Origin of the sequence: Streptomyces sp. x-19, from assembly GCF_046549115.1 — a bacterium.
Taxonomy (GTDB): Bacteria; Actinomycetota; Actinomycetes; order Streptomycetales; family Streptomycetaceae; genus Streptomyces; species Streptomyces albulus_C.
This window is the reverse complement of sequence record NZ_JAJPWK010000001.1, coordinates 570,127-594,216: the sequence shown is the minus strand read 5'-3', so window position 1 is coordinate 594,216 and position 24,090 is coordinate 570,127. Positions and strand designations below refer to the sequence as shown.

Sequence of the window (24,090 nt, the reverse complement as noted above, 5' to 3'; positions counted from 1 at the left end):
CTCACTCACGTTGCTGTTGGTATGGCCAGAAGACCTAACACTGCTCATTCGGTCGCGCCCTCTGCTCGCGCCGACCGCAGGGCGTCAAGAACAAGTGACCTTGGGTAGTCCGCATTCTCGGGCCAGGATGCGGTCATTTCCTCCACTACGGATCGATGAGTGGACATATGCCGGTTGGCAAGAATGATGACGACTTCCAGCTGGACCTTCTCGCTGTTCTGTGTTGCGGCTCGCTCGAGAACGTCGGCGGCTTTACGGTCGGTGACATTACTCAGGGCGACGATTCCTCGAACGCGAGACCAGACGTCCCGCTCCTCATCGAGAATCACCTCGCTCAACGCGTCGAGCAGATTCTGATCGAGCGGTTCAGAATCCGCTAGCAGCATTCCCGCGGTTCCCGTTGCAGCCTCTAGAGAGGCGGGCGTGGCTGCCTTGCGCACCGCAGAAGCCACAGCTTCCCGATCTTCGGGAGAGTCAGGGTCTGCGAGGTTTCCCATCACGTAAAGAGCACTGTCATGGTTCGCTCCGTCTTCGTGCCCACCTGTTTCGCTCCGTAGGCTGGCGGGCTCTTTGAGTATCCCTCTGGCCTTGGCTAAAACTTCGTCTTCGTAAGGCGCGTAGGGGTTATCGTCACCGAATCGCGTCATTGATTCAGCTTGATGGAAGTGATCGAGAGCCACCCCGACGGCCACCGTATGGCCACTTCTCAGGAGCATGAGGAAATCTACTCCGCTTGCTGTGCCTGAGGCGAGCCGGCTCCGTGCCTCGGTGAGCTCGACGTCGGCGATAGGTGCATCGATCCAATGGTAGGAGTCAAAACTCATTGCACTTCCTCTAGGGGTAGGCGACCTCTTCTATGGCGGCGGCGGGGATGGGTCCGACAACCAACACCTCCTGGGTGCGAATTACGTCCTGAAGAGCCTGTTTCTGTTTGGGAGTATTCGGTGATCCGAGCCCCCACTCTGTCTGGTTTTCTGCATTTGTTAGATCGAAGATCTGGCTGGCCGGAACCTTTAGCAGGTCGATTTTTGCACGCCCGTGTTCTCCGCCGAGGCTTTCCCCTTTGGCGTTCGTGAGATTCGCGAGATCCAGCTTCGTCGTGGAAATGAAGGCGGAGCGCTTTTTGGCCTTCCTTCCACCCTTGGGCCCTTGAACGTGTTCCGCGATGTACTCCGGAGAGGGTGAGGCGCCTGGGTCTGAGGCATCGATCCCTCTTGCGCCTTTTCTGGGCTTATCGAACTCGTTAAGATTCCGGTTCACGTAACGAGGCACCTTCGTCCCTCGCTGGCTGAGTACGTACTCGTTTCCGAGTGTATCCTCGTAAAGGGTTTGGCCACCCTCCGTGCCGACCTCCATGTATTCGTGAAGTTGTCGGAATTGCCCTAGTGCGACGCGTCCTATCTCTTGCTTGTTGCGTGTCGGTCGGTTGAAGTAGAGGAGTACTGAATCGGGGAACGACCTGGCTGACGTGCTCCTCAGGACGTTCTCCGGAGGTTCCCATTCGAGCTTCCCTTGAGCAGGTTTCTTGAACTTTGCGTTATCGCTGTCGGTCGTCGCCACGCGATCCTGCCTGTTGCGTTCGGTGATGCCCTTTCCGAGGACATCTTTCGAGATGTCGTCGCATACGTTCATGACGTGCCCCAGGCTGACCTCGGTCCTTCCGGAGAATTCTGCGGTGATCCTCCTGCGGATTTCATTGGTGACTTCATCCTCTGAGCCGAGAGGGAATGTTTCGAATTCGCCCTTTGTGACCTCTGCCTGTGGATTCAGTGAGGCGACGATGTTGAAGTGAGTATCCCCTGAAGCGGTGAGACCGGAGAGTCGGTGCCATGTTTGGAGGGCTCTGAGGACGATTCGCAATACCGGCTCCGGTACTCCTTTCCGTAGAATTTTGGTCAGTGTGGGACGTATGCGGCTGACGATCTTTTCGAGTCGTGCCTTTTTGGCCTCTGGTGACTTCTCTTTCTTCTTCTGCTTCTCGCGGTGTTGCTTCTTCTGTTCGGTGCGGTGCTTCCGGCGATCCCGGAAGTTCTCGCGCTTCTTCCTGAAGAAGTCGCGGGCCTTCTTGGCACTGTTCTTCAGGGCCTTGCCCAGCTTGGACTTGCGGAGTTTCTTGCCCAGGGACTTGCCGGCGTTGCGGACCTTCTTGAGGGCGGACTTGACCTTGCCCTTGATCTTTTTGAGGGCGCGGCCCAGCGGGGACGTGGGCTTGCGGGGCCTGGTGCGCTTGGGGGCCTCGGTTTCCTTTTTCTTCTTGGGGGTTTCGGGCTTCTTGTCGTGCTTGGGTTCGGGCTTGTGCTCCGGGGGCTTCTCCTCGTGTTCCTTCTTGGGGGTCTTGGTCCCCGGTTCCTCCTGGGTGGGCTTCTTCGGGGCGGGGGTGTGCTCGTTCTCCGGCGCCTTCGGGACCGGGTGCTTCTTCGGGTCCTCGGCGTCGCGTTCGCGTTTGGCGGTGTCTTCTTCGCGGCGGCGGGCGCGTTCGCGGTCGGGGGTGCGGCTGGTGGGGCGGTCGTGGGAGGTGGCGGGGCCCTTGGAGCCGGGGTGGGTGGTGGGGTGGTGTTCGGTGGAGGCGCCGGGACGGGTGGGGACCTTGGGGCCCTTCGGCTTGGTGGGGCCGGTGGGTTTGCGGAGGGCCTGGGTGGCCTTGCGGACGGCGCCGCGGGCGCGGTTGACGGCGTTGCCGGCGGCCTTGCGGGCTCCCTTGCCGGTCTTCTTCAGGCCCTTCATGATCTTTTGGGCGATGCCCTTGAGGCGGTTGCCGACGCCCTTCGCGGCCCGGCCGAGGCGGGCCAGGAGGAGGTTGGTGATGAGTTCCAGGAGGGCGACGACGCCGGCGGCGACGGCTTCGGCGAAGAGGCAGGCGGCCGGGCCGGACTTCACGGCCTTGAGGAAGGCGAAGAACTTGCCGAAGGCGGAGAGGATCGCGCTGATCGACTGCCACGCGGCCATCAGGCCCTGAACGATGGTGAGGATCGCACCGGCCGCCGGGATGATCATCGAGACGACCTTCTCGATGACGAGTTGGGCGATCATCATCGGGAGGGCGGCGATCACCGCGTCCCAGGCCATCTTGCCGATCTGCTTCAAGGACATGCAGCCCTTGATCAGGACGTTGATGACGGCCTTGCCGAGGCCGAGGATGCCCTCGACCTTGGTGTCGAACCACTGCTTGACCGCGGTCTTGATGGCGCCCCAGAGGTGTTCCTGGATGCCGGTCTTGGCGGCGCTGCCGGCCTTGGAGAGCCAGCCACCGGGGTCCGGGGCGATGTCCGCGACGAGGGCGGCGAATTGGCCGAGGGCCTGGATCGCGGCCTCGGCGAACTTGAGGGCGCCGACGATGGCGTCGCGGAAGATCTTGATGGCCGCTTTGAGGCCCGCTTCCAGGACGTTGAGGAGCGCGTTGAGGCCGGCGGCGAGTGCGTCGAGGAGGTCGTTGACGGCCTTCTTCAGGCCGTCGGCGAGCTTGTTGACGGTGGCGATCGCCTTGTCACGCAGGTCGTTGATGGCCTTGCGGAACTTGTCGCGGAGTTCCGGGAACGCGGCCAGCAGCACGTCGCCGATGGCGATGAGCGCGTCCGCGACCGCGTTGATGGCCTTGACGGCGAAGTCGCGGACCGCGTCGATCGCCTTGTTCGCCCACTCCTTGAAGGTGTCGATGACACTGTTGATCGCCTTGCGGGCCTCGTCGAAGATCTTGGTGACGGCGTCCAGGAGGTCCTTGAAGAAGTCGGCGACGGCATCGACGATCTTGCCGAAGAGGCTGTCGGAGTCCTTCTTCTTCTCGTCCTTCTTCTTCTTGGCGTCCTTGTCCGCCTCATCGGCCTTGGTGTTGATGTCCTTGTTGTCGCTGTTCTTTCGGTCGTCCACCTCCTTGTCCTTGGTGTCGCGTTCCTTGGTGATCTTGTCGTTGCCGTCCTTGTGCTCCTTCTCGGTGTCCTTGTCGGCGTTCTCGATCTTCTTGTCCTGCTCGTCGCGCCAGTTCTGACGCTCCGTCCTGGACTGGTCGGCCACCCGGCCGCGCTCCGCCGTCTGCTGCTCGGTGTTGCGCGTGACCTCGTTGTCGATCTGCTGCTGCTTCTCCTGCTTGGCCTTCTGCTCGCCCTGTTGCTGTTCCTTCTCCTTGGCGGCCACCTGGGTGCCGGCCTGGCCGGTGGCGCTCTTGATCTCGCCGCCGCGCTCCTGCTTGGCCACCGCCCCGGCGCCGGGCTTCGGTGCCCCACCGGCCGCCGCGCCTCCGCCGCCCCCCGCGCCGGCCCGGCCGCCCTGCGCCTTCCCCTGGAGTTCCTCCTGGGGAGCGTCGGGGTAGATCTTGTCCTCACCCAGCGACTTGGACGCGTCCGAGCGTCCGGTGTCCTGGATCTTGCCCTGCTTCTCCTTGAGCTTCTCCGCCTGCTTGTCCGTGCGCTGCGGGTCGCTGTCCCCCTCCAGTTTGATCTTGGGGGCCGGGCCGACGGTCTTGTTGTGCAGCTCGGGGTCGCTGGTCGGGACCTGGTCCGCGGCCGCCGCCACGCTCTTGGCGTCGTCCGACGTGAGCTTGCCGTCCTTCGAGGGCGGCACGTGCGGCGTCGGGATGTTGTCGGTCGGCTTGGCGCCCTCGGCCTTCTCGCTGCCCTTGGCCCGTTGCTTCTCGCCCTGCTCCTCCGGGCCGAGCCTCTCCAACTGGCCGGTGACCGGGGTCTCCGGGGCCTGTTCCGCCGGCTTCCCGTGCAGGGTCTGCGGTGCCCCGGAAGGCCGTTCCCGCTTCGGCGGATTGGCGTCGAGCCGCTGCTGCTCGTCGTTGACCTTCTTGTCCGCCGCGCCGCCCAGCCCGGGCAGTGCCTCCTGCGCCTGGTCCGGAGCGAGCTGACCGACGGTGTTCAGCGCCGCCTTGGGGTCCTGCGCCGAGACGTCCGGAGCCTTCTCCTTCTTCTCCTCGGCGGCCTTCGCACCCCCGCCGCCCCCGCCGCAGCCCCCGCCGCCGTCCTCCTTCTCGGCGGACGGTGCCGGTGGCGCACAGCCCCCGCCGTCCTTCTCCAACGAGGCGTCCGGTTGGGCCTTCGCGCCCTCGGGCGCGGGCGCGCCCATCTTGCCGGGACTGTCGGCCTGTTGGGACGCCGGACCGACCGCGGCCTGGGCGACGGAGGGTGCGCCGCCGGGGCCGGCGGCGGCCGACGGCGCATTGGCCGGCTCGGTGCCGCCCACCGCGCCGCCGGGCGCCGCACCGGGCCCCGACTCCTTCGGTACCGCGCTCTTGGCGCCCGGCGCGTCCCGTTCGGCCCGCACGGGCTCGGCTCCCCGGCGCGCAGCGGGGGACGGACGCCGGTCCTCGGCCGGCGTACGGTCGGTGTGCGCACCGGCGGGTGGGGCCGAAGAGGAGGCCGATGACGTGGACGAGTCCCCGCCCGCGCTCGCCGAGCCGTCCGACGGGACCCCGGCCGGCTTCCCGGCCGCCGCGCCCTCCGGTTGCTCCTGCGCCTGACGCTTCTCCTCCTGGGCGTCCTGCTCCTTCTTCTCCGTCTGCTCGTCCTGGGCCTCCTTGGCGTCCGGCGCCTCCTCGCCGGTGCCGCCCTCCGCGTCGCGGTCCGCGTCCTTGTCGTCGGCGTCCTGCTTGGCCTGGCGGGCGCCGTCCTCGTCCTTGTCCTGGGCCTGGTCCGGATCCCGTTTCTCCTCGGCCTCCGGCTCCTGGGCCTGCCGGTCCTCGGCCTCCGGGTCCGGCCCGACCTCCTGCTCGACCGGCATCGAGGGCTGGAGGTCCTTCTCGGTGCGGTCCCCGGCCTCCCCGGCGGGCCCGTGCTCCGGCTGCGGCGCCTCGCCCTCGACCGGGCCCAGCTCCGCACCCGGCGGTTTGGTCTCGGCCTCCGGCTCGTCCTCGTGCTCCTCGTCGTCCGCCGCGTTCTCGCGCTCCTGCTGGACCTGCTCGGCCTTGGTGGGCGGAGGAGTGGGGAACGTCGGCAGCGCGGCGTCGGGATGCTCGGCGGTCGGTACGGACGAGACGTCCAGGTCGGCGTCGGGGAGGAAGTCCTCCGGTTTCAGCGCGGCCTCGCCCGGGCCCGCGCCGCCCTTGGCCGCTGCGCCGGCGTCCCCGCTCGCGCCGATGTCCTTCTCGGCGCCCGCCTCCAGCCCGATCGGCTGTTCCTCCTCGCGGGGCGGGCCGTCCTCCTCGTCCTGTTCGTTCAGCCCGTGCTCGGACAGTGCGCTGTCCCGTTGGTCGGCCCGCTCGTCGACCTTCTCCGGGCGGACCGGCCCGGGCTGTTCCCGCTTCTTCTTCTCCAGCTCCTCCTGCTTCGAGCCGTCCGCGGGTTTCTTCGCGTCGTCGTTGCGTTTGCGTTTGTCGGCGCCGGGACGGTTGGCCTGTTCCGGGTCGGCCTCCTCACGCTCCCGCTGGGCCTTGCGCTCCTCCTTGGTGCGCTCGGCACCGTCCTTGGCCCGGTCCGCCTTGGTGGCATCGGCCTGATCGGCCTCCTGACGCTCCTGGCCCTGCTGTTCGTCGGCCTGCTGCTGCTCCTGCTTGGCGTCCGCGCCCTCGACGGCCCGTTCGTCCTCGTGCGCCTTGCGCTCGCCGGCCTCCTGGTCCTCCGCCGCCGCGTCGCGCTGCGCCCTGCTCTGGTCCTGGTCCTGCTTCTCCGCGCGCCCTTTGGCGTCCTTCTTCTCCTCGGTGACGTCCTCGGCGCGTTGTTTCTCCGCCCGTGCGGCGCCCTGGCCCTGCTGTTCCTGGCCCGCCCGCTCGTCGAGCACCTGGGCGAGGGCGTCGGGCACCGGCTCGGGGGTGGACGACGGCTGGAAGCCGGTCGGCAGCACCTCGGACTCCGTCACCAGTTCCAGCAGCCGGTCGAAGTCGGAACTGAGCAGCCGCACCTCCAGCCGGTCCAGCACCGACTCCTGCAATTCGGGTGCCATCCGGGCGATTTCGAGACGCACCCGCCCCGATCGATCCTCCGGATCCCCCCGTAACGACCGCAGCACCCCGTTCGCCAGGCGGTCCACGAGGGTCGCCGGGTCGATCAGTTCGCTGCGGTGGCGGTCGGCGTCCACCGTGGCGTAGCGGAGCCAGCCGGGTGTTTGTTGTCCCGGCTCGACGGTCGGGGTCGGGTGGTCCGGTCGTGTGGTGCCGAGCATGGCGGCGCGGACGGACTCCTGGGCCGCGTCCTCCGCCTCGCGTTCGATGGCCTCCTGGGGGAGGCTGACCGCGCCCAGGTCGCGGCCGGCGCGCAGGGCGCCGGGGCCGTGCGGGTCCTGGACGGTGTGCAGGAGTTCGTGGGCGAGGAGGCGTCGGCCGTCGGCGGTGCCGGGGCGGTAGGCGCCCTCGCGGAAGAAGACGTCCCGGCCGACGGCGAACGCGTCGGCGCCCATGAGGTCCGCGAGCCGTCCGGAGTCGCGGTCGGTGTGCAGGCGGACCTGGCTGAAGTCGTGGCCGAGCTGTTCCTCCAGTTCGCGGCGGACGCTGAGGTCGAGGGGCTGGCCGGCGCCGCTGACGATGTTCTTGGGCTCGGGGGCGGCGGACTTGGCGGACTGCTCCTTGCGCTTGCGGCGCCGTGCGTCGCGGGCGGCCCGGTCGTCCTGGGTGGCCGAGCGGTTCGTGCTGCTCATCGCGGCTCCCCCCGCCCGGTGAGGCCCGCGTGCACCGCGCGGGCCAGCGCCTCGCCCAGCCGTACGGGGTGGGTGGTGGCCGGTAGTGGCGGCAGGCCGGCGAGCCCGTCGAGCGCGAGGTCCGTGCCGCCGTCCGCCGCCAGCGGCACGCCCCGCTCGCGCACCAGGCGGCTCAACTCGGCCCGGAACGCGGCCGACACCCGGCTCGGGTCGATGCGGGCGTCGAAGCCGTCCAGCACCAGCTCGTCGATGTCGATGCGGAACGTGCCGGGGGAGCGGGACGCCCGCGGGTCCTCGTGTGCCGGCGCGGGTGCCGGCGTGCGGTGCGCGGCATGCGACGCCGGTGCGGGTGCCGGTGCCGGTGTCGTGGGGACGGGTCGGGCCGTCCGCGTGGCGTTCCTGCCGACCTCGTGCTTCAGACCCATCCGTGGACCTCCGACGGCGCCAGAGAACGTTCCAGCTTCAGGTACTCGGTGCGGGCCGCGGCCAGCATGTGGCGCATCTGGAGGCGGTCGCCCTCCTCCGCGGCGAGGAACGCGCCGGAGAGCGCGATGTTGCGGATCGAGCCGCCGGCGACGGTGAGTTGGGCCAGCAGCGCCGGGTCGACGCCCTTCGTCGGGGCCTCGGCCGGCAGCACCCGGCGCCAGATCTCCGCCCGCTCCCGTTCGGTGGGGAAGGGGAAGTCGACGACGAACCGGATCCGCCGCATGAAGGCCGAGTCCAGGGCCTTCTTCATGTTGGTGGTGAGGACGGCCAGGCCGCGGTACGCCTCCATGCGCATCAGCAGGTAGCTGACCTCCAGGTTGGCGTAGCGGTCGTGACTGTCCTTGACCTCGCTGCGCTTGCCGAACAGCGCGTCCGCCTCGTCGAAGAGGAGCAGCGCGCCGCCGCGCTCGGCCGCGTCGAAGACCCGGCTGAGGTTCTTCTCGGTCTCGCCGATGTACTTGCTGACGACCTGGGAGAGGTCGACGACGAAGAGGTCCAGGCCGAGTTCCTTGGCCATCACCTCGGCGGCCAGCGTCTTGCCGGTGCCGGAACCGCCGGCGAAGAGCGCGGTGACGCCCAGACCGCTGCGCAGCGACTTCGCGAAGCCCCAGTCCCGGTAGACGGTGCCGCGCTGGCGGACGTGCGCGACGACCTCCTGGAGGATGCGCAGCTGCCGGTCGGCGAGCACCAGGTCGTCCCAGCCGGCCCGCGGTTCGATCCGGCGGCCCAGTTCGTCCAGGCCCATCCGCGCCTCGGCGAGCCCGGCCCGCCAGGCCAGCTCTACGACGTCGACGGCATCGACGGCATCGACGGTGCCGGAGGACGGCAGGTCGCGGTGCACGCTGGCCGCCGCGGACCGCACCACGTGCGCAGGAAGCTGGAACTGGGCCACGAGGGACGCTAGATGGCGTTCCGTCACCTGGGGGAGGTCGGTGAAGGCGTCGCTCCAGAGGCCGAGTTGCTCCTCGTCGGAGAGTGCGGGGACGGTGACGCGGGCGCCGCGCGGGTGGCCGGTCTGCCGAGGCTCCTGGCCGGCGACGACCAGCGGGACGGCGCTGCCGGCGACGAAGGCGTCCGCGGCGGCCTGCTGCTCCCGGTCCAGCTCGCCGACCTCGACCAGCAGCGCGGCCGGCAGCAGGATCGCCTCCCGCTGCCAGAGCCGGGCCAGCCGGTCCCGTTCCGCGGGGTCGCTCGGGACGTCGGCGGCGCTCATCGCGTAGAGGCCGAGGCCGGAGCGGCGGGCCGCGGCGGCCGCGATCTCCCCCCGGGTCCGCAGGTCACCGCCGACCAGCTCGACCCGCAACGGGGCGCCGGGCCTGGCACCCGTCCAGCCCGCCGCCACCTGCCGGGCGGCCGTCTCGTGGGCGGGCGGCAGGGTCTCGGGCGGGACGGTGCGGCGCAGTTGGCCGTGCAGCCGGGCGTCCAGGTAGGGGGCGCCGGCGAGGAAGTGCAGGATGCGTTCGTCGAGCCGCAGGCGACTGGCGGTCAGCCGGGTCTCGTCCTCCAGCTCGACCAGTCGCCAGCGGCGCAGCGGGGCGACCGGCGTCAGGGCGCTCCAGTGGGGTGCGTCGAGCGCGGCCAGCGCGAGCGAGAACGTGGGGTGCGGGCGGGACGGGTCGCCGCAGGCGGCGGCGCAGCGGGCGCCGGTGGTCGGGTCCAGCTCGGCGGCCGCGGCGAGCAGGACGACCGCCCGCTCGAAGGGGGTCAGCCCGAAGCAGGCGGTGAGGGTGTCGAGGGCTTGGGGGGAGGGGGCGCCGGGCTTCGACGCGTCCTCCTCGCCGTCGGGGGTGGCGGCCGGGCCCGCCGTCCCGGCTGCGGTCGCGTCCCCGCCGGTGCCCGTGCGGGCGTTGCCGTGGGCCCGGGCGGCGTGTGCGTCCAGGCGCGCGAGCACGGCCCGGACGGCGCCGGCCAGCGCTGTGCCGTCCGCCTCGGTGTCCGCCTCGCCGGGCGCCGCCGCCCCGGGGTTGTTCCCGCCGTTGCCCGCCATGTCGCCCGCGTCCTCCTCCGCCCCCGTTCCCCGCACCGCGCCTCAGCCCTCCCCGCCGTCGTCGGTCCGGCCCGCGTCGTCGGTGCGGGCCGCCTGCCGCGGGCCGTCGCCGGGCGTCTTGCGGGGACGGGGGCGCGAGCCGTTCCCCGTGCGGTTACCGCCTGAACTCCCGTTCTGTGTGGTCGACTTGGTGGCCTTCCGGGGGCCGCCCGGCGTCTTCTTCGCGGGCCGTTTCGTGGGGGCGGGCGCCTCGGGTGCGCCTGTCGGCGCGTCGTCCGCCGACCGGCCGTCCGCCGCCGTGCTGCCCACCGACCGGCCGTCCGCTGCCGGGCCGTCCGCCGCACCGGGTACCGGGGCCGCGTCCCCCAGCGGCGCCGCCGCGTCCCCCAACGGCGCCTCCGGCGGCACCTCCGGCACCACCGTCACCTCCGGACGCTTGACCGGGCGGGCCGGCGCCGGCTTCTGGTGGCCGTCCAGCAGCACCAACGACGCCTGGTAGGCCACCGACAGGGAGTACGGCGTGTTGTTGAGCATTCCCCAGAGCTTGGAGGTCTCGTCCACGTCCATCTGGGTCGGCGTGAACCGGACCTTCTGCAGGGACTCGGCGAGGTCACTGCCCGCCAGGTAGGGGCGTTCGGCCGCCTCCTCGATCAACTCCCGGGGCAGCACCGGGATCTCGTGCAGGGTCCGCACCACGCTGCCGATCAGCCGCTGTCCGACCAGCTCCTGCTCCTCGCCGTACGCGCTGATCAGGAAGTGCAGGTCGATCGCGGCGGCGGGGCGCTTGAGCAGGGTGCCGTCGGAGGCCCGGGTGACCAGGTCGGAGTTGCGCATCGAGGGGTTGTGCGAGACCTGGTACAGGAACACGGTGATCGTCGGGTCGGTCGGGGGATCGGCCGGCGGCTTGCGGGTCTCCACCGAGACGGCCAGGTCGATCTCCGGATGCAGGTTGTGCTCGATCAGCAGCGCAAGGGCCTGGGTGACCGTCGCGAGGGCGAGTGCGTTGCTCATGTGGACCGTCCCCCTGAAGTCCGTTGCTGGGTGGCCAGGTAGTCCGCGAGGCTCAGCGCGGGCGCCCGCCGCTCGGGGCGCGCCGGACCGGTGCCGGCCGCGGACCGTTCGGCGCCGGCCGCACTGACCTCCAGCCGGCCGATCTGCACGTGCACCACCCGCTCGGCCGGGCCGCGCGGGCCCCGCCGGCCGGTCGCGGCACCGGCGCGGGGCGGCACCGGACGGCGCGGTGCCGGCAGGTCGTCGAGGCGCGGGCGCAGCACGCCGGTGGGCGTCGGGCCCACCGGCTCGGGTCCGCCCGGCGACGCCCCGCGGCCCGGCGCCGTCTCCTCGGTGCCGGCCGCCGTCCGTCCCCGGGGCCGGGCGCCCTCGGCGGCGGCCCGGGCCCCCGGCGCGGCCGTGGCGGCGGGCCGCAGCAACGCGCCCGGCCCCGGCTCCCGTTCGGCCGCCGCGCGGTCGGTCGCGCGGTCCGGCGCCGCCTCGGTGCGCACCACGGTTTCCCGCGCATGCTGCGTCCGGACCTCCGTCCACCGCTCGGTGCGCGGGGCGGCCGAGGCGAACGGTGCCGCGGCGGGTCGTCCGGTCGACCACGGGGACGACGGACCGTCGTCGCCCGGATCGTCGGCGGCCGGGCCACGCACCGCCTCCGCCCGCTCGAACGGGCCGGGCAGCCGCGGCCGGACGAGCGTGCGCGCCGCCGGGGCGTCGGCGCCGTCCGGCGCGCCGAAGGGATCGGGCGGCGGCGCGTGCCGGGCCAGCAGCCGGCCGAGGTAGTCGCCGGACGCGGCGGGCGTCCGCTCGGGCATCTCAGGCATCCGCGCACAGCTCCAGGTAGTAGCGGCGCCGCAGCGGGCTGAGCGCCAGGATCTCGGGCTCGCTCCAGCCGTAGGCGGAGGCGAGCAGGTGGACGTCGAGGAGCAGGTCCCGGGCCCAGGCGTCCAGTTCGGTCCACAGGTACGCGGCGATGTCCAGCTCCGCCGGGGTGGCCGCGCCGCACTCCGGGCAGGCGATCTCCAGGGTCAGTTCCGCGCCGGGGTCGGCGTCCTCGGCGGCCGCGGCGAACCGCTTGAGCACCGGGTCGGGCAGGGCGGCGACCTCCTCGGGGGTGGCCGGCCGGCCGGCTCGCCGGGCGGCGAGGGCGCAGCGGGCCGCGAGCAGCCGCCGGGCGGTGGTGCCGTCGGGGGCTCGGGCGGCGGCCACGGCGGCGAGGTCCGCGGGGTTGGGCAGCCGGAACCGGACCGTCCACTCGCCCTCGTCCACCCGCAGCCCGTCCTCCGGCGGTCGCGGTCGCGCGGCCGCCAACTCCCCGGCGTCCAACTCGCATTCCAGCGCGGCGCCGCAGCTGGGCACCGTGCAGGAGAGCGTGACCTCCATGCGGTCGCCGAACAGCGCCCGGCGCAGCGCGAAGAGGTCGGCCGCGCGCTCCCCGAGCGGCGCCGACGCAAGGGCGTTGGGCGCCGCGCCGGGCCGGGCCGCCCGGTGCAGCAGAAGGGCCCGGGCGGCGCCCCGCTCGGCCAGCCCGGCCTCCCAGGTGGCCAGCAGTTCCGCCGGCCCGGTGACCGTCATCCGTTACCCCGTCGCCCCACCACCCCCGGTGCCGCGGCTCAGGCCGGGTGGGTGAACGAGGGCTCCTCCGGCTCGGGCACCTCGTAGTCGCGTTCCCAGCCCTCGCATTCGAGCTTGAGGCTCTGGATGGCCACCGCGTTGGCGTTGGCGTCCATCTCGCCCAGGACCTGGTACTCGCTGGGCCAGGACCGGTAGATCTTGTGCGAGACGGCGACCTGCCCGGCCTCGTTGAGGACCTGGATGACGATGTCCTTGCGGAAGTCGGCGAGCGACACCTCCGAGCCGAGGCCGGCGCCGACCTGCCAGACCTTGTTGGCCCAGCGGTCGAACTCCGGGTCGTGGGTGACCCCGCGCTCCAGGGTGATGCCCTCGAACTCGGAGCGGCCCGGGGACTTCCGCGGGGAGCTGGGGTCGCCGCCGTTGCGGTGCTTGACGACCTCGGTGGTGCGCTTGAGCGGACTGATCTTGCTGACCCCGGCAACCGTCCGGCCGTCCCACAGGACCAGGAACTTGAAGTTCTTGTACGGGTCGAAGCGATGGGCGTTGATCTTGAACTCAGCCATCGGATTCCTTCACGTCGGATTCCTTGAACGTCGGCGTCGTGGGGCGCACGGGGGCCGGCCCGTCGGCCGGACCCGGCGCCCCGCGCCCTACAGGTCGAACTGGCCGGCCAACTGCTGGATCTTGACGATCACGAACTCGGCCGGTTTGACGGGCGCGATGCCGACCACGACGTTCACGATCCCGTTCTCGATGTCCGCCTCGGTCGTGGTGTCCTTGTCGCACTTGACGAAGTACGCCTGCCGCGGGGTGCCGCCCTGGAAGGCGCCCTTCTCGAAGAGGGAGTGCAGGTAGGCGGAGGCGTTGAGGCGGATCTGCTGCCACAGCTGCTCGTTGTTGGGTTCGAAGACCACCCACTGCAGACCGCGCAGCAGGCTCTCCTCGACGTGCAGGGCCAGCCGGCGCACCGGGACGTACTTCCACTCGCTGTCCAGGGCGTCCGAGCCCTGGAGCGTGCGGGCGCCCCACACCAGCGGGCCGACCATCGGGAAGGTCCGCAGGCAGTTGAGGCCGAGCGGGTTGAGCAGGCCGTTCTCGCGGTCGGTGAGCTTGACGGTCAGCCCGTGCACGCCGGCCAGCCGCGCCTCGGTGCCCGCCGGCGCCTTCCACACCCCGCGCTCGCCGTCGGTGCGGGCGATCACGCCGGCCAGCGCGCCGGACGGCGGGAAGGACCGCAGCCGGCCGGTGAGCGGGTCGGTGAGCTGAAGGTGCGGGAAGTACAGGGCCGCGTGGTCGTCGCGGACCGCGTCGAAGGCGCCGATCCCGGCCCGGGCGGCGTCCACGCTGCCCCACGCCGCGGGCGCGTCCACCAGGAGGAAGATCCGCCGCTCCCGGCACAGCCGCTGGGCCGCCGAGACCACCGTGAGCGCGTCGTCGACCGACGCGTACGAGGCCAGCTCGGGCAGCGCGAGCAGGTTGACGTCGGGGATGTCGCGCAGCGCCTGGAGGCCGCTCTTGCGGGCCTCGCTGCCGATGAGGTCGCGCGGTCCGGGCGGGTCGCCGTCCTCGCCGCCGCACAGCGGGAAGACCGGCGGATTGACCGACGCCTCCAGCCCCAGGTCGTTGGCGCACTCGCCGAGGAAGCGGACCACGTCGCCGGGGTCGGTGGAGCCGGCCACCACCTGGATGCGGCGTCCGAAGGAGATCACCTGGGCGCCCGCGAAGGCGTGCTTGCCGGGCGCGTCCGGCAGGGAGCGCAGCTTGTGCTCCAGCAGCAGCGCCAGCTCGGTGACGTCGCACGGCGGCTCGCCGTCGCAGTCCGGGTCGTAGAGCGTGAACTCCCGCTCCACCTCGCCGATCTTCACCGTCAACTCCACGGTCAGGTCCGGGAGTTCGTGGTGGAACGGCTTGGAGACGGTGCCGGAGGGGTCCGGGCGGTCCTCGCCCACGGCCGCCACGCGGATCAGCGACGAGCCGGCGTTGACGAGCGTCTCGACGAACCGGCCGCTGCCGGGGTCCATGGACAACCCGGTGAAGGACTCGCGGGCGGTGCCGTGCGCGTCGAGGACCTGGAGGTTGAAGGTCTCTTCCGGGCACGGGGTGTCGTGGTCCACGGCGATGCGCAGGCCGTCGCCCCAGATGCCCGGCTCCTTGGCGTGCACCTCCAGGACCGGGCACTGGCTGCGGCCCTCGGTGGACTCCAGGGTGACCTGGGCCTCCTTGCCGCTGCCGGCCTTGGCGACCCGGACGATCACCGCGACGGCGCCGCCGTTGCCGAAGAACTGGTGGACGGCGTAGGAGACCGGGCTGCGTGAGGTCAGGCCGCCGAAGCGGCGCTCGAAGTCGGCGAAGCTGGTGATCCGGACGGGCTGGTTGAGCGGGCCGCGCCGGGTGTGGCCGACGAACGCGGTCACCGAGGTCGTCACGGTGGTGATGCTGCGGATGCTGCTGGGAAGTTCTTCGACATAGACGCCGGGATAGGTCGTATGTGTCGGCATTCCCCCTCCAATCCCTTCAGGCACCGAGTGTGAGGACACCAAGAAATCGAGAAAACCGGGAGGGGTGGGCGGGGAGAAGGGGGAGGGACGGCAGGCGCGGAAGAGTCCGCGACCGCATCCAGCGGTGAGCGCGGTCGGGCATCCCCCCCACTACCCATCAAGTTCCCCCGTCTGCATCCGGCGCGAGGCGGTCCGTGTTCCGCGGTCCGACCCGCACGGGACCAAGCCCGGAAGTGCGCGACTCCGGCCTGTGACTCCTGATGCGTAAGTGCTCAACGCAGTGTCTTTCAGCGGGAGTTGGCGGGGCAAGGGCCTTTCCGGACACCGCCTGCGGAGGTCTTGTGCTGGCCCGTTGCGGAGTCTTCTCGAAGGGCTTCCCGCTTCCCCGCAACCGGAACCGGACGGGCCGGGTGCGCACGGGTGCACGGGGGCGCCGGCACCCGCCGCCCGAACGGCGCACGACGCCGGAGTGCACGGCGGACGGCGGCCCGGTCGCCCGCACGCCCGGTCGGCCCTGCGAAATACCTCCGGCGCGCCGAGGTGCCCCTGCGGAAAAGGGGCGGCGGAGCACGTTGGCCAAAAGATCTGTGACCGTAATCACCGCCGGAGTGTGATCTCTGATTTAGGGACGCATGTCCAGCGGAGATACCCTGCGAGACGGACATGCCGCGTATCCGGACACCGTGCATACGCCTCCCCAGTGACAGCGCCGTCACGTTGCCCTTCGCGGCACGCCCATCGCAGACGAACGAACCGCGATCACTACGGCGATTCTGAGAAGACAAGGGACGGACGCGCGTGGACCTGTTCGAGTACCAGGCGAGGGACCTCTTCGCCAAGCACGGTGTACCGGTGCTGGCCGGTGAAGTCATCGACACGCCTGAGGCGGCGCGCGCGGCGACCGAGCGCCTTGGCGGCAAGTCCGTCATCAAGGCGCAGGTGAAGGTCGGCGGCCGCGGCAAGGCCGGTGGCGTGAAGCTGGCCGCCACGCCGGACGAGGCCGTCGCCCGGGCGACGGACATCCTCGGCATGGACATCAAGGGCCACACGGTCCACAAGGTGATGATCGCCGAGACGGCTCCGGAGATCGCCGAGGAGTACTACGTCTCCTACCTCCTGGACCGCACCAACCGCACCTTCCTGGCCATGGCCTCGGTCGCGGGCGGCATGGACATCGAGGAGGTCGCCGCGACGACCCCCGAGAAGCTCGCCAAGGTCCCGGTCGACGCCAACGAGGGCGTCTCCATCGAGAAGGCCCGCGAGATCGTCGCCCTGGCGCAGTTCCCGGCCGAGGTCGCCGAGAAGGTCGCCGAGGTGATGGTCACGCTGTGGCAGACCTTCATCAAGGAGGACGCCCTCCTCGTCGAGGTCAACCCGCTGGCCAAGGTCGCCTCCGGTGAGGTCATCGCCCTCGACGGCAAGGTCTCCCTGGACGCCAACGCCGAGTTCCGCCAGCCGGAGCACGAGGCCCTGGAGGACAAGGCCGCGGCTAACCCGCTCGAAGCCGCGGCCAAGGCCAAGGGTCTGAACTACGTCAAGCTCGACGGCCAGGTCGGCATCATCGGCAACGGCGCGGGTCTCGTCATGAGCACCCTGGACGTCGTCGCCTACGCCGGCGAGAACCACGGCGGCGTCAAGCCCGCCAACTTCCTCGACATCGGCGGCGGCGCCTCCGCCGAGGTCATGGCGAACGGCCTGGAGATCATCCTGGGCGACCCGGACGTGAAGTCCGTGTTCGTCAACGTCTTCGGCGGCATCACCGCCTGCGACGAGGTCGCCAACGGCATCGTGCAGGCCCTGGAGCTCCTCAAGTCCAAGGGCGAGAACGTCAGCAAGCCGCTGGTCGTCCGCCTCGACGGCAACAACGCCGAGCTGGGTCGCAAGATCCTCTCGGACGCCAACCACCCGCTGGTGCAGCGCGTGGACACGATGGACGGTGCGGCCGACAAGGCCGCCGAGCTGGCCGCGGCCAAGTAAGGGACGAGGACTCCAAACACCATGGCTATCTTCCTCACCAAGGACAGCAAGGTCATCGTCCAGGGGATGACCGGCGCCACCGGCATGAAGCACACCAAGCTCATGCTCGGTGACGGCACCAACATCGTCGGTGGTGTCAACCCGCGCAAGGCCGGCACCAGCGTCGACTTCGACGGCACCGAGGTCCCGGTCTTCGGCTCCGTCAAGGAAGCGATGGAGGAGACGGGCGCCAACGTCTCCGTCCTCTTCGTCCCGCCGGCCTTCGCCAAGGCCGCCGTCGTCGAGGCCATCGACGCCGAGATCCCGCTGGCCGTCGTCATCACCGAGGGCATCGCGGTGCACGACTCCGCCGCCTTCTGGGCGTACGCCAAGGCCAAGGGCAACAAGACCCGGATCATCGGCCCGAACTGCCCCGGCCTGATCACCCCCGGCCAGTCCAACGCCGGCATCATCCCGGGCGACATCACCAAGCCGGGCCGCATCGGCCTGGTGTCGAAGTCCGGCACGCTGACCTACCAGATGATGTACGAGCTGCGGGACATCGGCTTCTCGTCGGCCGTCGGCATCGGTGGCGACCCGGTCATCGGCACCACCCACATCGACGCCCTGGAGGCGTTCGAGGCCGACCCCGACACCGACCTGATCGTGATGATCGGTGAGATCGGCGGCGACGCCGAGGAGCGGGCGGCCGACTTCATCAAGGCGAACGTCACCAAGCCGGTCGTCGGCTACGTGGCGGGCTTCACCGCGCCCGAGGGCAAGACGATGGGCCACGCCGGCGCCATCGTGTCCGGCTCGTCCGGCACCGCCCAGGCGAAGAAGGAGGCCCTGGAGGCCGCGGGCGTGAAGGTCGGCAAGACGCCGTCCGAGACCGCGCTCCTGGCCCGCGAGATCCTGGGCGGCTGACCCCGCCCCGTGCCTGACGGCCGTGGGCCCGCACCCCTCCGGGTGCGGGCCCACGGCCTCTCTGCGCTCACCCCGGCGCCCGCCGGGCTCACCGCGCGTCGGGGGAGAGCCGGGCACCCGACGGCAGTGCCCGGTGCGCCGCCGCCCCGTGGTGCGGCGCCCGGTGGTGCGGGCCCCGGTGCGCCTGTTGGGCCACCGGTGGCGCGCCCGCCCGCGCGGACGGCGGCACCACCGGGCCGGACGCCGCCACGACCGGCCGCGGTGGCCGGTAGCCGTCCGGCGCGGTGAACGACACCGCCAGCGCCGTCACCGCCAGCAGCCCGGCCGCCCCGAACCCCGCACGGGTGGTCAGCCGGGTCCAGCGCTCCGCGTCCGCCCGGACCTCCGGCGCGGGCGGCGGCACCACCGGGCGGGACGCCGCCAGCGCGGTCAGCCGGGACCGCAGCACCGCGCCCTGCGCGTCCGGCGACAACTCCGCGAGGCCCAGCTCCGGCAGCCGCTCGGCCAGGCACTCCCGGGCGTGCGTCAGCCGCCCGGTCGCCGCCGGCGTGCTCGCCTCCACTTCCAGTGCGGTCTCGTGCAGCCCCAGCCCGAGCCCGTCGTGCAGCAGCAGCGCCCGGCGGTACGGAACGGGCAGCGCCCGCACCGCCACCAGCAGCGCATGGTCCTGCGGGGCGGCCGGCGGCGGCGCGGGCGTGCCCGGCCCGGGACGTTCGGCCGACCGCAGCCCGGGGAGCGGCCGCCGCCACGGCGCCAGCGCGTAGTCGTGGGCGGCCGCCCGCACCCACCCCACCGGGTCCGGCGCCGCCGCCACCTCCGGCCAGCGCTGCCAGGCCGTCCGGAACGCCCGCTGCACGGCCCGCCGGGCGAGCCGGGCCCGTCCGGTGAGCACCAGCGCCTGCTGGATCAGCGGCCCGGCGTGCGCCCCGTACAGCGCGTCGAAGCGGGCCGACGGGCTGTCGTGGGGGTCGTTGCCAACGGTTTCTGATGCCGCGTCGGAACTCTGGTCGGGGTGTCGCCGGTCGTCCTCGCTCATACCGGCAGTCTGGAAACGTCCTGCGGAGGAACGCGCGCGACACGTCGGGCGCATGCCCGTTACGTGGCGGAATCAGGGGTTATTGGCAGCATGGCCGCGTGAGCCAGTCGACCGAACGCGGCACCACGTTGTCCTCCCACGGCCGGACCGCCGCGCGGCGGTCCTCCGCGATCGGCACCGCCGTGATCAGCGGGGTGACCGCCGCCGGCCTCGGCCTCGGCGCCCTCGCGGTCGCCGTCCTGCTGCTCTGGGTGGCCTCCCCGTACCCGGACAGCGGCCCTTCCCGGGCGCTGCACCTGGCCGCCGGACTCTGGTTCGCCGCACACGGCGGCGGCCTGGTCCGCGAGGTGACGTCGACCGGCAGCCCGGCGCCGGTCGGCACCGTCCCGCTGCTGCTCGCCGCGCTGCCCCTCTGGCTGCTGCACCGCGCCGCCCGGGACACCCTGGCCACCGCCGCCCTCCCGGAGTCCGACGGCGATCCCGAGGCCCCCGCCGCCGGCCCGGAGGTCGCCCCGCGCACCCTGCTCGGCGCCCTGCTCGCCGGATACCTGCTGGTCGCCGCCGGCGCCCTGCTCTACACCTCGACCGGCCGGCTGACCGCCGCCCCGCTCGCCGCGCTGCTCGCCGTCCCCGGCACCGCGCTCGCCACCGTCGCCGCCACCGCCTGGCACACCCTCGGGCCGGACGCCGCGGCCCTGTTGCCGGACCGCGTCACCCGGGCCCTGGACGCCCTGCCGGCCGCCCTGCGCGCCGCGCTCACCGGCCCGCGCCTCGTCACCGCCGTCAAGGCCGCGGCCGCCGCCACCCTCGCCCTGCTCGCCGCCGGCACCGCGCTCGCCCTGATCGGGCTGCTCCTGCACGCGGGCCGGTTCGGGGACGACCTGGGCCAGCTCGCCCCCGACTGGGCCGGCCGCAGCACGGTGCTGCTGCTCTGCCTCGCCCTGCTTCCCAACACGGCCGTCTGGGGCGCCGCCTACGGACTGGGGCCCGGCTTCGCCGTCGGCACGGGGACCGCGGTCGGCCCGCTGGGCACGTCACCGCGACCCGCCCTGCCGCACTTCCCGCTGCTCAGCGGCCTGCCGGAGCCGGGCCCCGGGGCCTGGCCGGTGGTGGTGCTGGCACTGGTGGTGCCGGCGGCCGCGGTGGTGCAGTTGGCCCGGTACGCGGCCGGGGACGGCCACCGGTCGTGGCGGCGGACCGCCGCCACGGCGGCGTTGGCGGCGGGCCTGTGCGCCCTGGCGATGACGGTGCTCGCGGGACTGGCCGGCGGCGCGCTGGGGGAGCGGGCACTGGCCTCGTTCGGCCCCAGTTGGTGGCTGACCGGCCTGGTGACGGCTGGCTGGACGGGCGTGGTCGCGGTGCCCGCAACGCTGGCGCTGCGCGCCTGGCGCCGGTCGTCCGTACGCCGGGCGGCACAGGGCCGCGCCCCCGGCCGTCACCTGCCCGACCTGCCGTTCCGCCGCCGGGCCCCGCACCGCACGCCGAAAGACGCGGCCTCGCCGCAGCCGCGTCCCGCTGCCGGCCGGGCGCCGGGCCCGGAGGAGGGCGGGGACCGGGGGAACCGCGAGGGGCGGGAGACCCGGGAGCCCGCCGCCTGAGGGTCCGCGCGCAGGCGCCCGAACGCCGGCCGTCGGCCCTTCCCGGACCGCTACTGCGGTTGCTGCTCCTGCTGGCTGAGCAGCGGTCGCAGCTGCGGCGGCAGGAGCTTCTCGCAGGACTTGCCCGCCGCCTGGGTCAGCGCGTCGTTCACGCAGCTGAAGTAGGAGCGGTAGACGATCTGGACGGTGAAGGTCGCGGCCACCATCATCAGCGCCAGCGACGCGGTCACCACACCGGCGATCGCGGCGGTGGTCTGCGGCCGGGTCCCCGGGCCCGCGGCGCCGCCCGGTCGGCCCGGCGGGGGCGGGGTGGCACCGGTGGCCGCGCGCCCCTCCGGGGCCGCGGTGGTGTCCTTCTTCGGGGTGGCCTTGCCGCGCAGCGCGCTGATGCCCCAGTAGAGGGAGAGCGCCCCCAGCAGCAGCGCCACCTCGGGCAGGCTGAAGAGGACGAAGAAGAACGCCCACATGCCGGCGAGGAGGGCGTACCGGGCACGCCGCTGCATCGGGTCGGTGGGGTCCCAGCGCAGCCCGCCGGGGCCGCTGCCGGAGCCGCCCGAACCGCCCGGTCCACCGGAACCGCCCTGGCCGCCGCCTTGGCCACCGCCTCGGCCCGGCCCGCTGCCGAAGTCGCCGCCCTGCCGGCCCGGTTGCCGGCTGCTCCACTGACTGCCCCACGCCGGGGGCTGCTCCTGCGGCTGCTGCTGCTCGTCGTCGCCGTCGCCGTCACCCGTGGCGCGCCCGTTGGACTGGGCCCGCGGGCGCCACTCCTGGTCGGGGGCGCCGGCCGGCGGCGGCGCGAACGGGTTGTCGTCCGGGCCCGGGCTGCCGGCGGACGGGGAATCCGGGGCGGACGACGACGTGCGCTCGCGCGGCAGGAGGACCGCCCCGGGGGAGGTGACGGGCGCGAGGCCCCACCCCGTGGTGGCTGGGATCGGGCGGAGGAGAGCCGCGCGGCGGCGTCGGTCCGGCATCTGGAGTGCGTCTTCCCCTTGTCGTGGGCGTTCGACCGGCGGGTGGGCCGGGCGGACGGTGACCATGAACTGCGTGCGTTCTCCCGCCTGACGCTACCTCCCGTGCTCGCCCCCGTCCCGTGGGGGCCGCAGGGTGTGCCGGTATCGTTGCTGACGGTCGGCGCGTTCGTAGGGTTCCCCGGATTCGTGAAACCCCTCGCTTTGTACGACCGCACAAAATCTCGACACAGCCCCCGCCCCGCACGACCCGGCGAGAAAGACCCCACCGTGGCCTCCTCTTCTCCTCCCGCCCGCTCCGCCCCGGCCCGCATCGTGGTACTCGTCTCCGGCTCGGGCACCAACCTCCAGGCGCTCCTCGACGCCATCGCCGACGAGGGCGCCGCGGCCTACGGGGCCGAGATCGTGGCCGTGGGCGCCGACCGCGCGGGGACCGTCGGCCTGGAGCGCGCCGAGCGGGCCGGACTACCGACGTTCGTGTGCCGGGTCAAGGACCACGAGGACCGGGCGGCCTGGGACGCGGCGCTCACCGAGGCGACCGCCGCGCACGCCCCCGACCTGGTGGTCTCCGCCGGTTTCATGAAGATCCTCGGCAAGGAGTTCCTGGCCCGGTTCGGCGGCCGGACGATCAACACCCACCCGGCGCTGCTGCCCAGTTTCCCCGGTGCCCACGGCGTCCGTGACGCGCTCGCGTACGGCGCGAAGGTCACCGGCTGCACCGTCCACTTCGTCGACGACGGCGTCGACACCGGCCCGATCATCGCCCAGGGCGTGGTCGAGGTCCGGGAGGAGGACGACGAATCCGCGCTGCATGAGCGCATCAAGGAAGTCGAGCGATCGCTGCTCGTCGAGGTCGTGGGGCGTCTGGCCCGTCACGGCTACCGCATAGAGGGACGAAAGGTACGTATCTCGTGACCGCCACCGAAGGTACGCAGCGGCCCATCCGCCGCGCGCTGGTCAGCGTCTACGACAAGTCCGGGCTGGAGGAGCTGGCCCAGGGGTTGCACGCGGCGGGCGTGCAGCTGGTCTCGACCGGGTCGACGGCCGGGAAGATCGCCGCGGCCGGGGTGCCGGTCACCAAGGTCGAGGAGCTCACCGGCTTCCCGGAGTGCCTCGACGGCCGGGTCAAGACCCTGCACCCCAAGGTGCACGCCGGCATCCTCGCCGACCTGCGCCTCGCGGACCACCGGCAGCAGCTCGCCGACCTCGGCGTCGAGCCGTTCGACCTGGTCGTCGTGAACCTCTACCCGTTCAAGGAGACCGTCGCCTCCGGCGCCACCCCCGACGAGTGCGTCGAGCAGATCGACATCGGCGGCCCCTCGATGGTCCGCGCCGCCGCCAAGAACCACCCCTCGGTCGCCGTGGTCACCAGCCCCGAGCGGTACGCCGACGTCCTCGCCGCGGTCAACGGCGGCGGCTTCGACCTGACCGCCCGCAAGCGGCTGGCCGCCGAGGCGTTCCAGCACACCGCCGCCTACGACGTGGCCGTCGCCTCCTGGATGACCAACGTCTACGCGCCGGAGGCGGACGAGGCCGCGCTGCCCGAGTTCCTCGGCGAGACCTGGGAGCGCCGCAGCACCCTGCGCTACGGCGAGAACCCGCACCAGGCCGCCGCCCTCTACGTCGACGGCCAGCCGGGCGGCATCGCCAACGCCGAGCAGCTGCACGGCAAGGAGATGTCCTTCAACAACTACGTGGACACCGAGGCCGCCCGCCGCGCCGCCCACGACCACGACGAGCCCTGCGTGGCGATCATCAAGCACGCCAACCCGTGCGGCATCGCGATCGGCGCGGACGTCGCCGAGGCGCACCGCAAGGCGCACGCCTGCGACCCGCTGTCCGCGTTCGGTGGCGTGATCGCGGTCAACCGCCCGGTGACCGTCGCGCTCGCCGAGCAGGTCGCGGAGATCTTCACCGAGGTCATCGCCGCCCCCGCCTACGAGGACGGCGCGGTCGAGATCCTCGCCCGCAAGAAGAACATCCGCGTCCTGAAGGTCGAGGGCACCCCGCACCAGCCCGGCGACCTCAAGCTGCTCTCGGGCGGCGCGGTGCTCCAGCACACCGACGTCTTCCAGGCCGAGGGCGACGACCCGGCCACCTGGACGCTGGCCACCGGCGAGGCGCTGTCCGCGGACGAGTTGGCCGAGCTCACGTTCGCCTGGAAGGCGTGCCGCGCGGTGAAGTCCAACGCGATCCTGCTCGCCAAGGACGGTGCGTCGGTGGGCGTCGGCATGGGCCAGGTCAACCGCGTCGACTCCTGCAAGCTCGCCGTGGAGCGGGCGGGCGAGGAGCGGGCGCGCGGCTCCTACGCCGCGTCGGACGCCTTCTTCCCGTTCCCCGACGGCCCGGAGATCCTGATCGCCGCCGGCGTCAAGGCGATCGTCCAGCCCGGCGGTTCGATCCGCGACGAACTGGTCGTCGAGGCCGCGAAGAAGGCCGGCGTGACGATGTACCTCACCGGCACCCGGCACTTCTTCCACTGAGGTCCGCGCAA

Annotated in this window: 16 protein-coding genes; 5 read left to right on the top strand and 11 right to left on the bottom strand. The window is 72.2% G+C overall.

Features of this window, described 5'->3' with window-relative positions:
* Positions 1-44 precede the first annotated feature (44 nt).
* The 9 genes from ACLJT4_RS02865 to ACLJT4_RS02825 form a co-directional block, all read right to left on the bottom strand.
* On the bottom strand, positions 45-824 hold the full coding sequence (locus ACLJT4_RS02865) for a hypothetical protein (RefSeq protein WP_411120829.1): 780 nt from the start codon (positions 822-824) through the stop codon (positions 45-47).
* A 10-nt stretch (positions 825-834) separates the two neighbouring features.
* On the bottom strand, positions 835-7,563 hold the full coding sequence (locus ACLJT4_RS02860; protein ID WP_411120828.1) for a DUF4157 domain-containing protein: 6,729 nt from the start codon (positions 7,561-7,563) through the stop codon (positions 835-837).
* Positions 7,560-7,988 carry a hypothetical protein gene (locus ACLJT4_RS02855; protein WP_411120827.1) on the bottom strand — a complete coding sequence of 143 codons (429 nt, stop codon included), beginning with the start codon at positions 7,986-7,988 and terminating at the stop codon, positions 7,560-7,562. Before ACLJT4_RS02855 ends, ACLJT4_RS02860 begins: the two co-directional genes overlap by 4 nt.
* Positions 7,979-10,036, bottom strand: a complete 2,058-nt coding sequence (locus tag ACLJT4_RS02850) for an ATP-binding protein (protein WP_411120826.1) — start codon at positions 10,034-10,036, stop codon at positions 7,979-7,981. The genes ACLJT4_RS02855 and ACLJT4_RS02850 overlap by 10 nt, the downstream gene beginning before the upstream one ends.
* Positions 10,037-10,078: 42 nt before the next feature.
* Positions 10,079-11,047, bottom strand: a complete 969-nt coding sequence (locus tag ACLJT4_RS02845) for a Pvc16 family protein (RefSeq protein WP_411120825.1) — start codon at positions 11,045-11,047, stop codon at positions 10,079-10,081.
* The gene (locus ACLJT4_RS02840) at positions 11,044-11,862 is read right to left on the bottom strand and encodes a hypothetical protein (protein WP_411120824.1); all 819 of its coding nucleotides are present in this window, start codon (positions 11,860-11,862) and stop codon (positions 11,044-11,046) included. Before ACLJT4_RS02840 ends, ACLJT4_RS02845 begins: the two co-directional genes overlap by 4 nt.
* The gene (locus tag ACLJT4_RS02835; RefSeq protein WP_411120823.1) at positions 11,855-12,613 is read right to left on the bottom strand and encodes a hypothetical protein; all 759 of its coding nucleotides are present in this window, start codon (positions 12,611-12,613) and stop codon (positions 11,855-11,857) included. Before ACLJT4_RS02835 ends, ACLJT4_RS02840 begins: the two co-directional genes overlap by 8 nt.
* Positions 12,614-12,651: 38 nt before the next feature.
* Complete coding sequence (locus ACLJT4_RS02830; RefSeq protein ID WP_016574124.1) at positions 12,652-13,176, bottom strand: phage tail protein; 525 nt, start codon at positions 13,174-13,176, stop codon at positions 12,652-12,654.
* 87 nt (positions 13,177-13,263) lie between these two features.
* Positions 13,264-15,111: a phage tail sheath family protein gene (locus ACLJT4_RS02825; RefSeq protein WP_411120822.1), complete on the bottom strand. Its 1,848-nt coding sequence runs from the start codon at positions 15,109-15,111 to the stop codon at positions 13,264-13,266.
* Positions 15,112-15,909: 798 nt separating this feature from the next.
* Here ACLJT4_RS02825 and sucC point away from each other — a divergent pair.
* Positions 15,910-17,088: an ADP-forming succinate--CoA ligase subunit beta gene (gene sucC, locus ACLJT4_RS02820; protein ID WP_411120821.1), complete on the top strand. Its 1,179-nt coding sequence runs from the start codon at positions 15,910-15,912 to the stop codon at positions 17,086-17,088.
* A gap of 21 nt (positions 17,089-17,109) precedes the next feature.
* Positions 17,110-17,994 (top strand): succinate--CoA ligase subunit alpha, encoded by an 885-nt coding sequence (sucD, locus tag ACLJT4_RS02815; RefSeq protein ID WP_411120820.1) that lies wholly within the window; start codon positions 17,110-17,112, stop codon positions 17,992-17,994.
* A gap of 88 nt (positions 17,995-18,082) precedes the next feature.
* Here the strand turns inward: sucD and ACLJT4_RS02810 are convergent, their stop codons facing one another.
* Positions 18,083-19,030, bottom strand: a complete 948-nt coding sequence (locus tag ACLJT4_RS02810; protein ID WP_411120819.1) for a hypothetical protein — start codon at positions 19,028-19,030, stop codon at positions 18,083-18,085.
* 98 nt (positions 19,031-19,128) lie between these two features.
* Here ACLJT4_RS02810 and ACLJT4_RS02805 point away from each other — a divergent pair, with 98 nt between their 5' ends.
* On the top strand, positions 19,129-20,628 hold the full coding sequence (locus ACLJT4_RS02805) for a DUF6350 family protein (RefSeq protein WP_411120818.1): 1,500 nt from the start codon (positions 19,129-19,131) through the stop codon (positions 20,626-20,628).
* Positions 20,629-20,678: 50 nt separating this feature from the next.
* Here ACLJT4_RS02805 and ACLJT4_RS02800 read toward each other — a convergent pair whose 3' ends face one another.
* The gene (locus tag ACLJT4_RS02800) at positions 20,679-21,599 is read right to left on the bottom strand and encodes a hypothetical protein (RefSeq protein ID WP_411120817.1); all 921 of its coding nucleotides are present in this window, start codon (positions 21,597-21,599) and stop codon (positions 20,679-20,681) included.
* 267 nt (positions 21,600-21,866) lie between these two features.
* On the opposite strand from ACLJT4_RS02800, the gene purN reads away from it, so the two are divergent.
* Both purN and purH read left to right on the top strand, forming a co-directional pair.
* Positions 21,867-22,511, top strand: a complete 645-nt coding sequence (purN, locus tag ACLJT4_RS02795) for a phosphoribosylglycinamide formyltransferase (RefSeq protein WP_233657100.1) — start codon at positions 21,867-21,869, stop codon at positions 22,509-22,511.
* On the top strand, positions 22,508-24,079 hold the full coding sequence (purH, locus tag ACLJT4_RS02790) for a bifunctional phosphoribosylaminoimidazolecarboxamide formyltransferase/IMP cyclohydrolase (protein ID WP_411120816.1): 1,572 nt from the start codon (positions 22,508-22,510) through the stop codon (positions 24,077-24,079). The genes purN and purH overlap by 4 nt, the downstream gene beginning before the upstream one ends.
* Positions 24,080-24,090 lie beyond the last annotated feature (11 nt).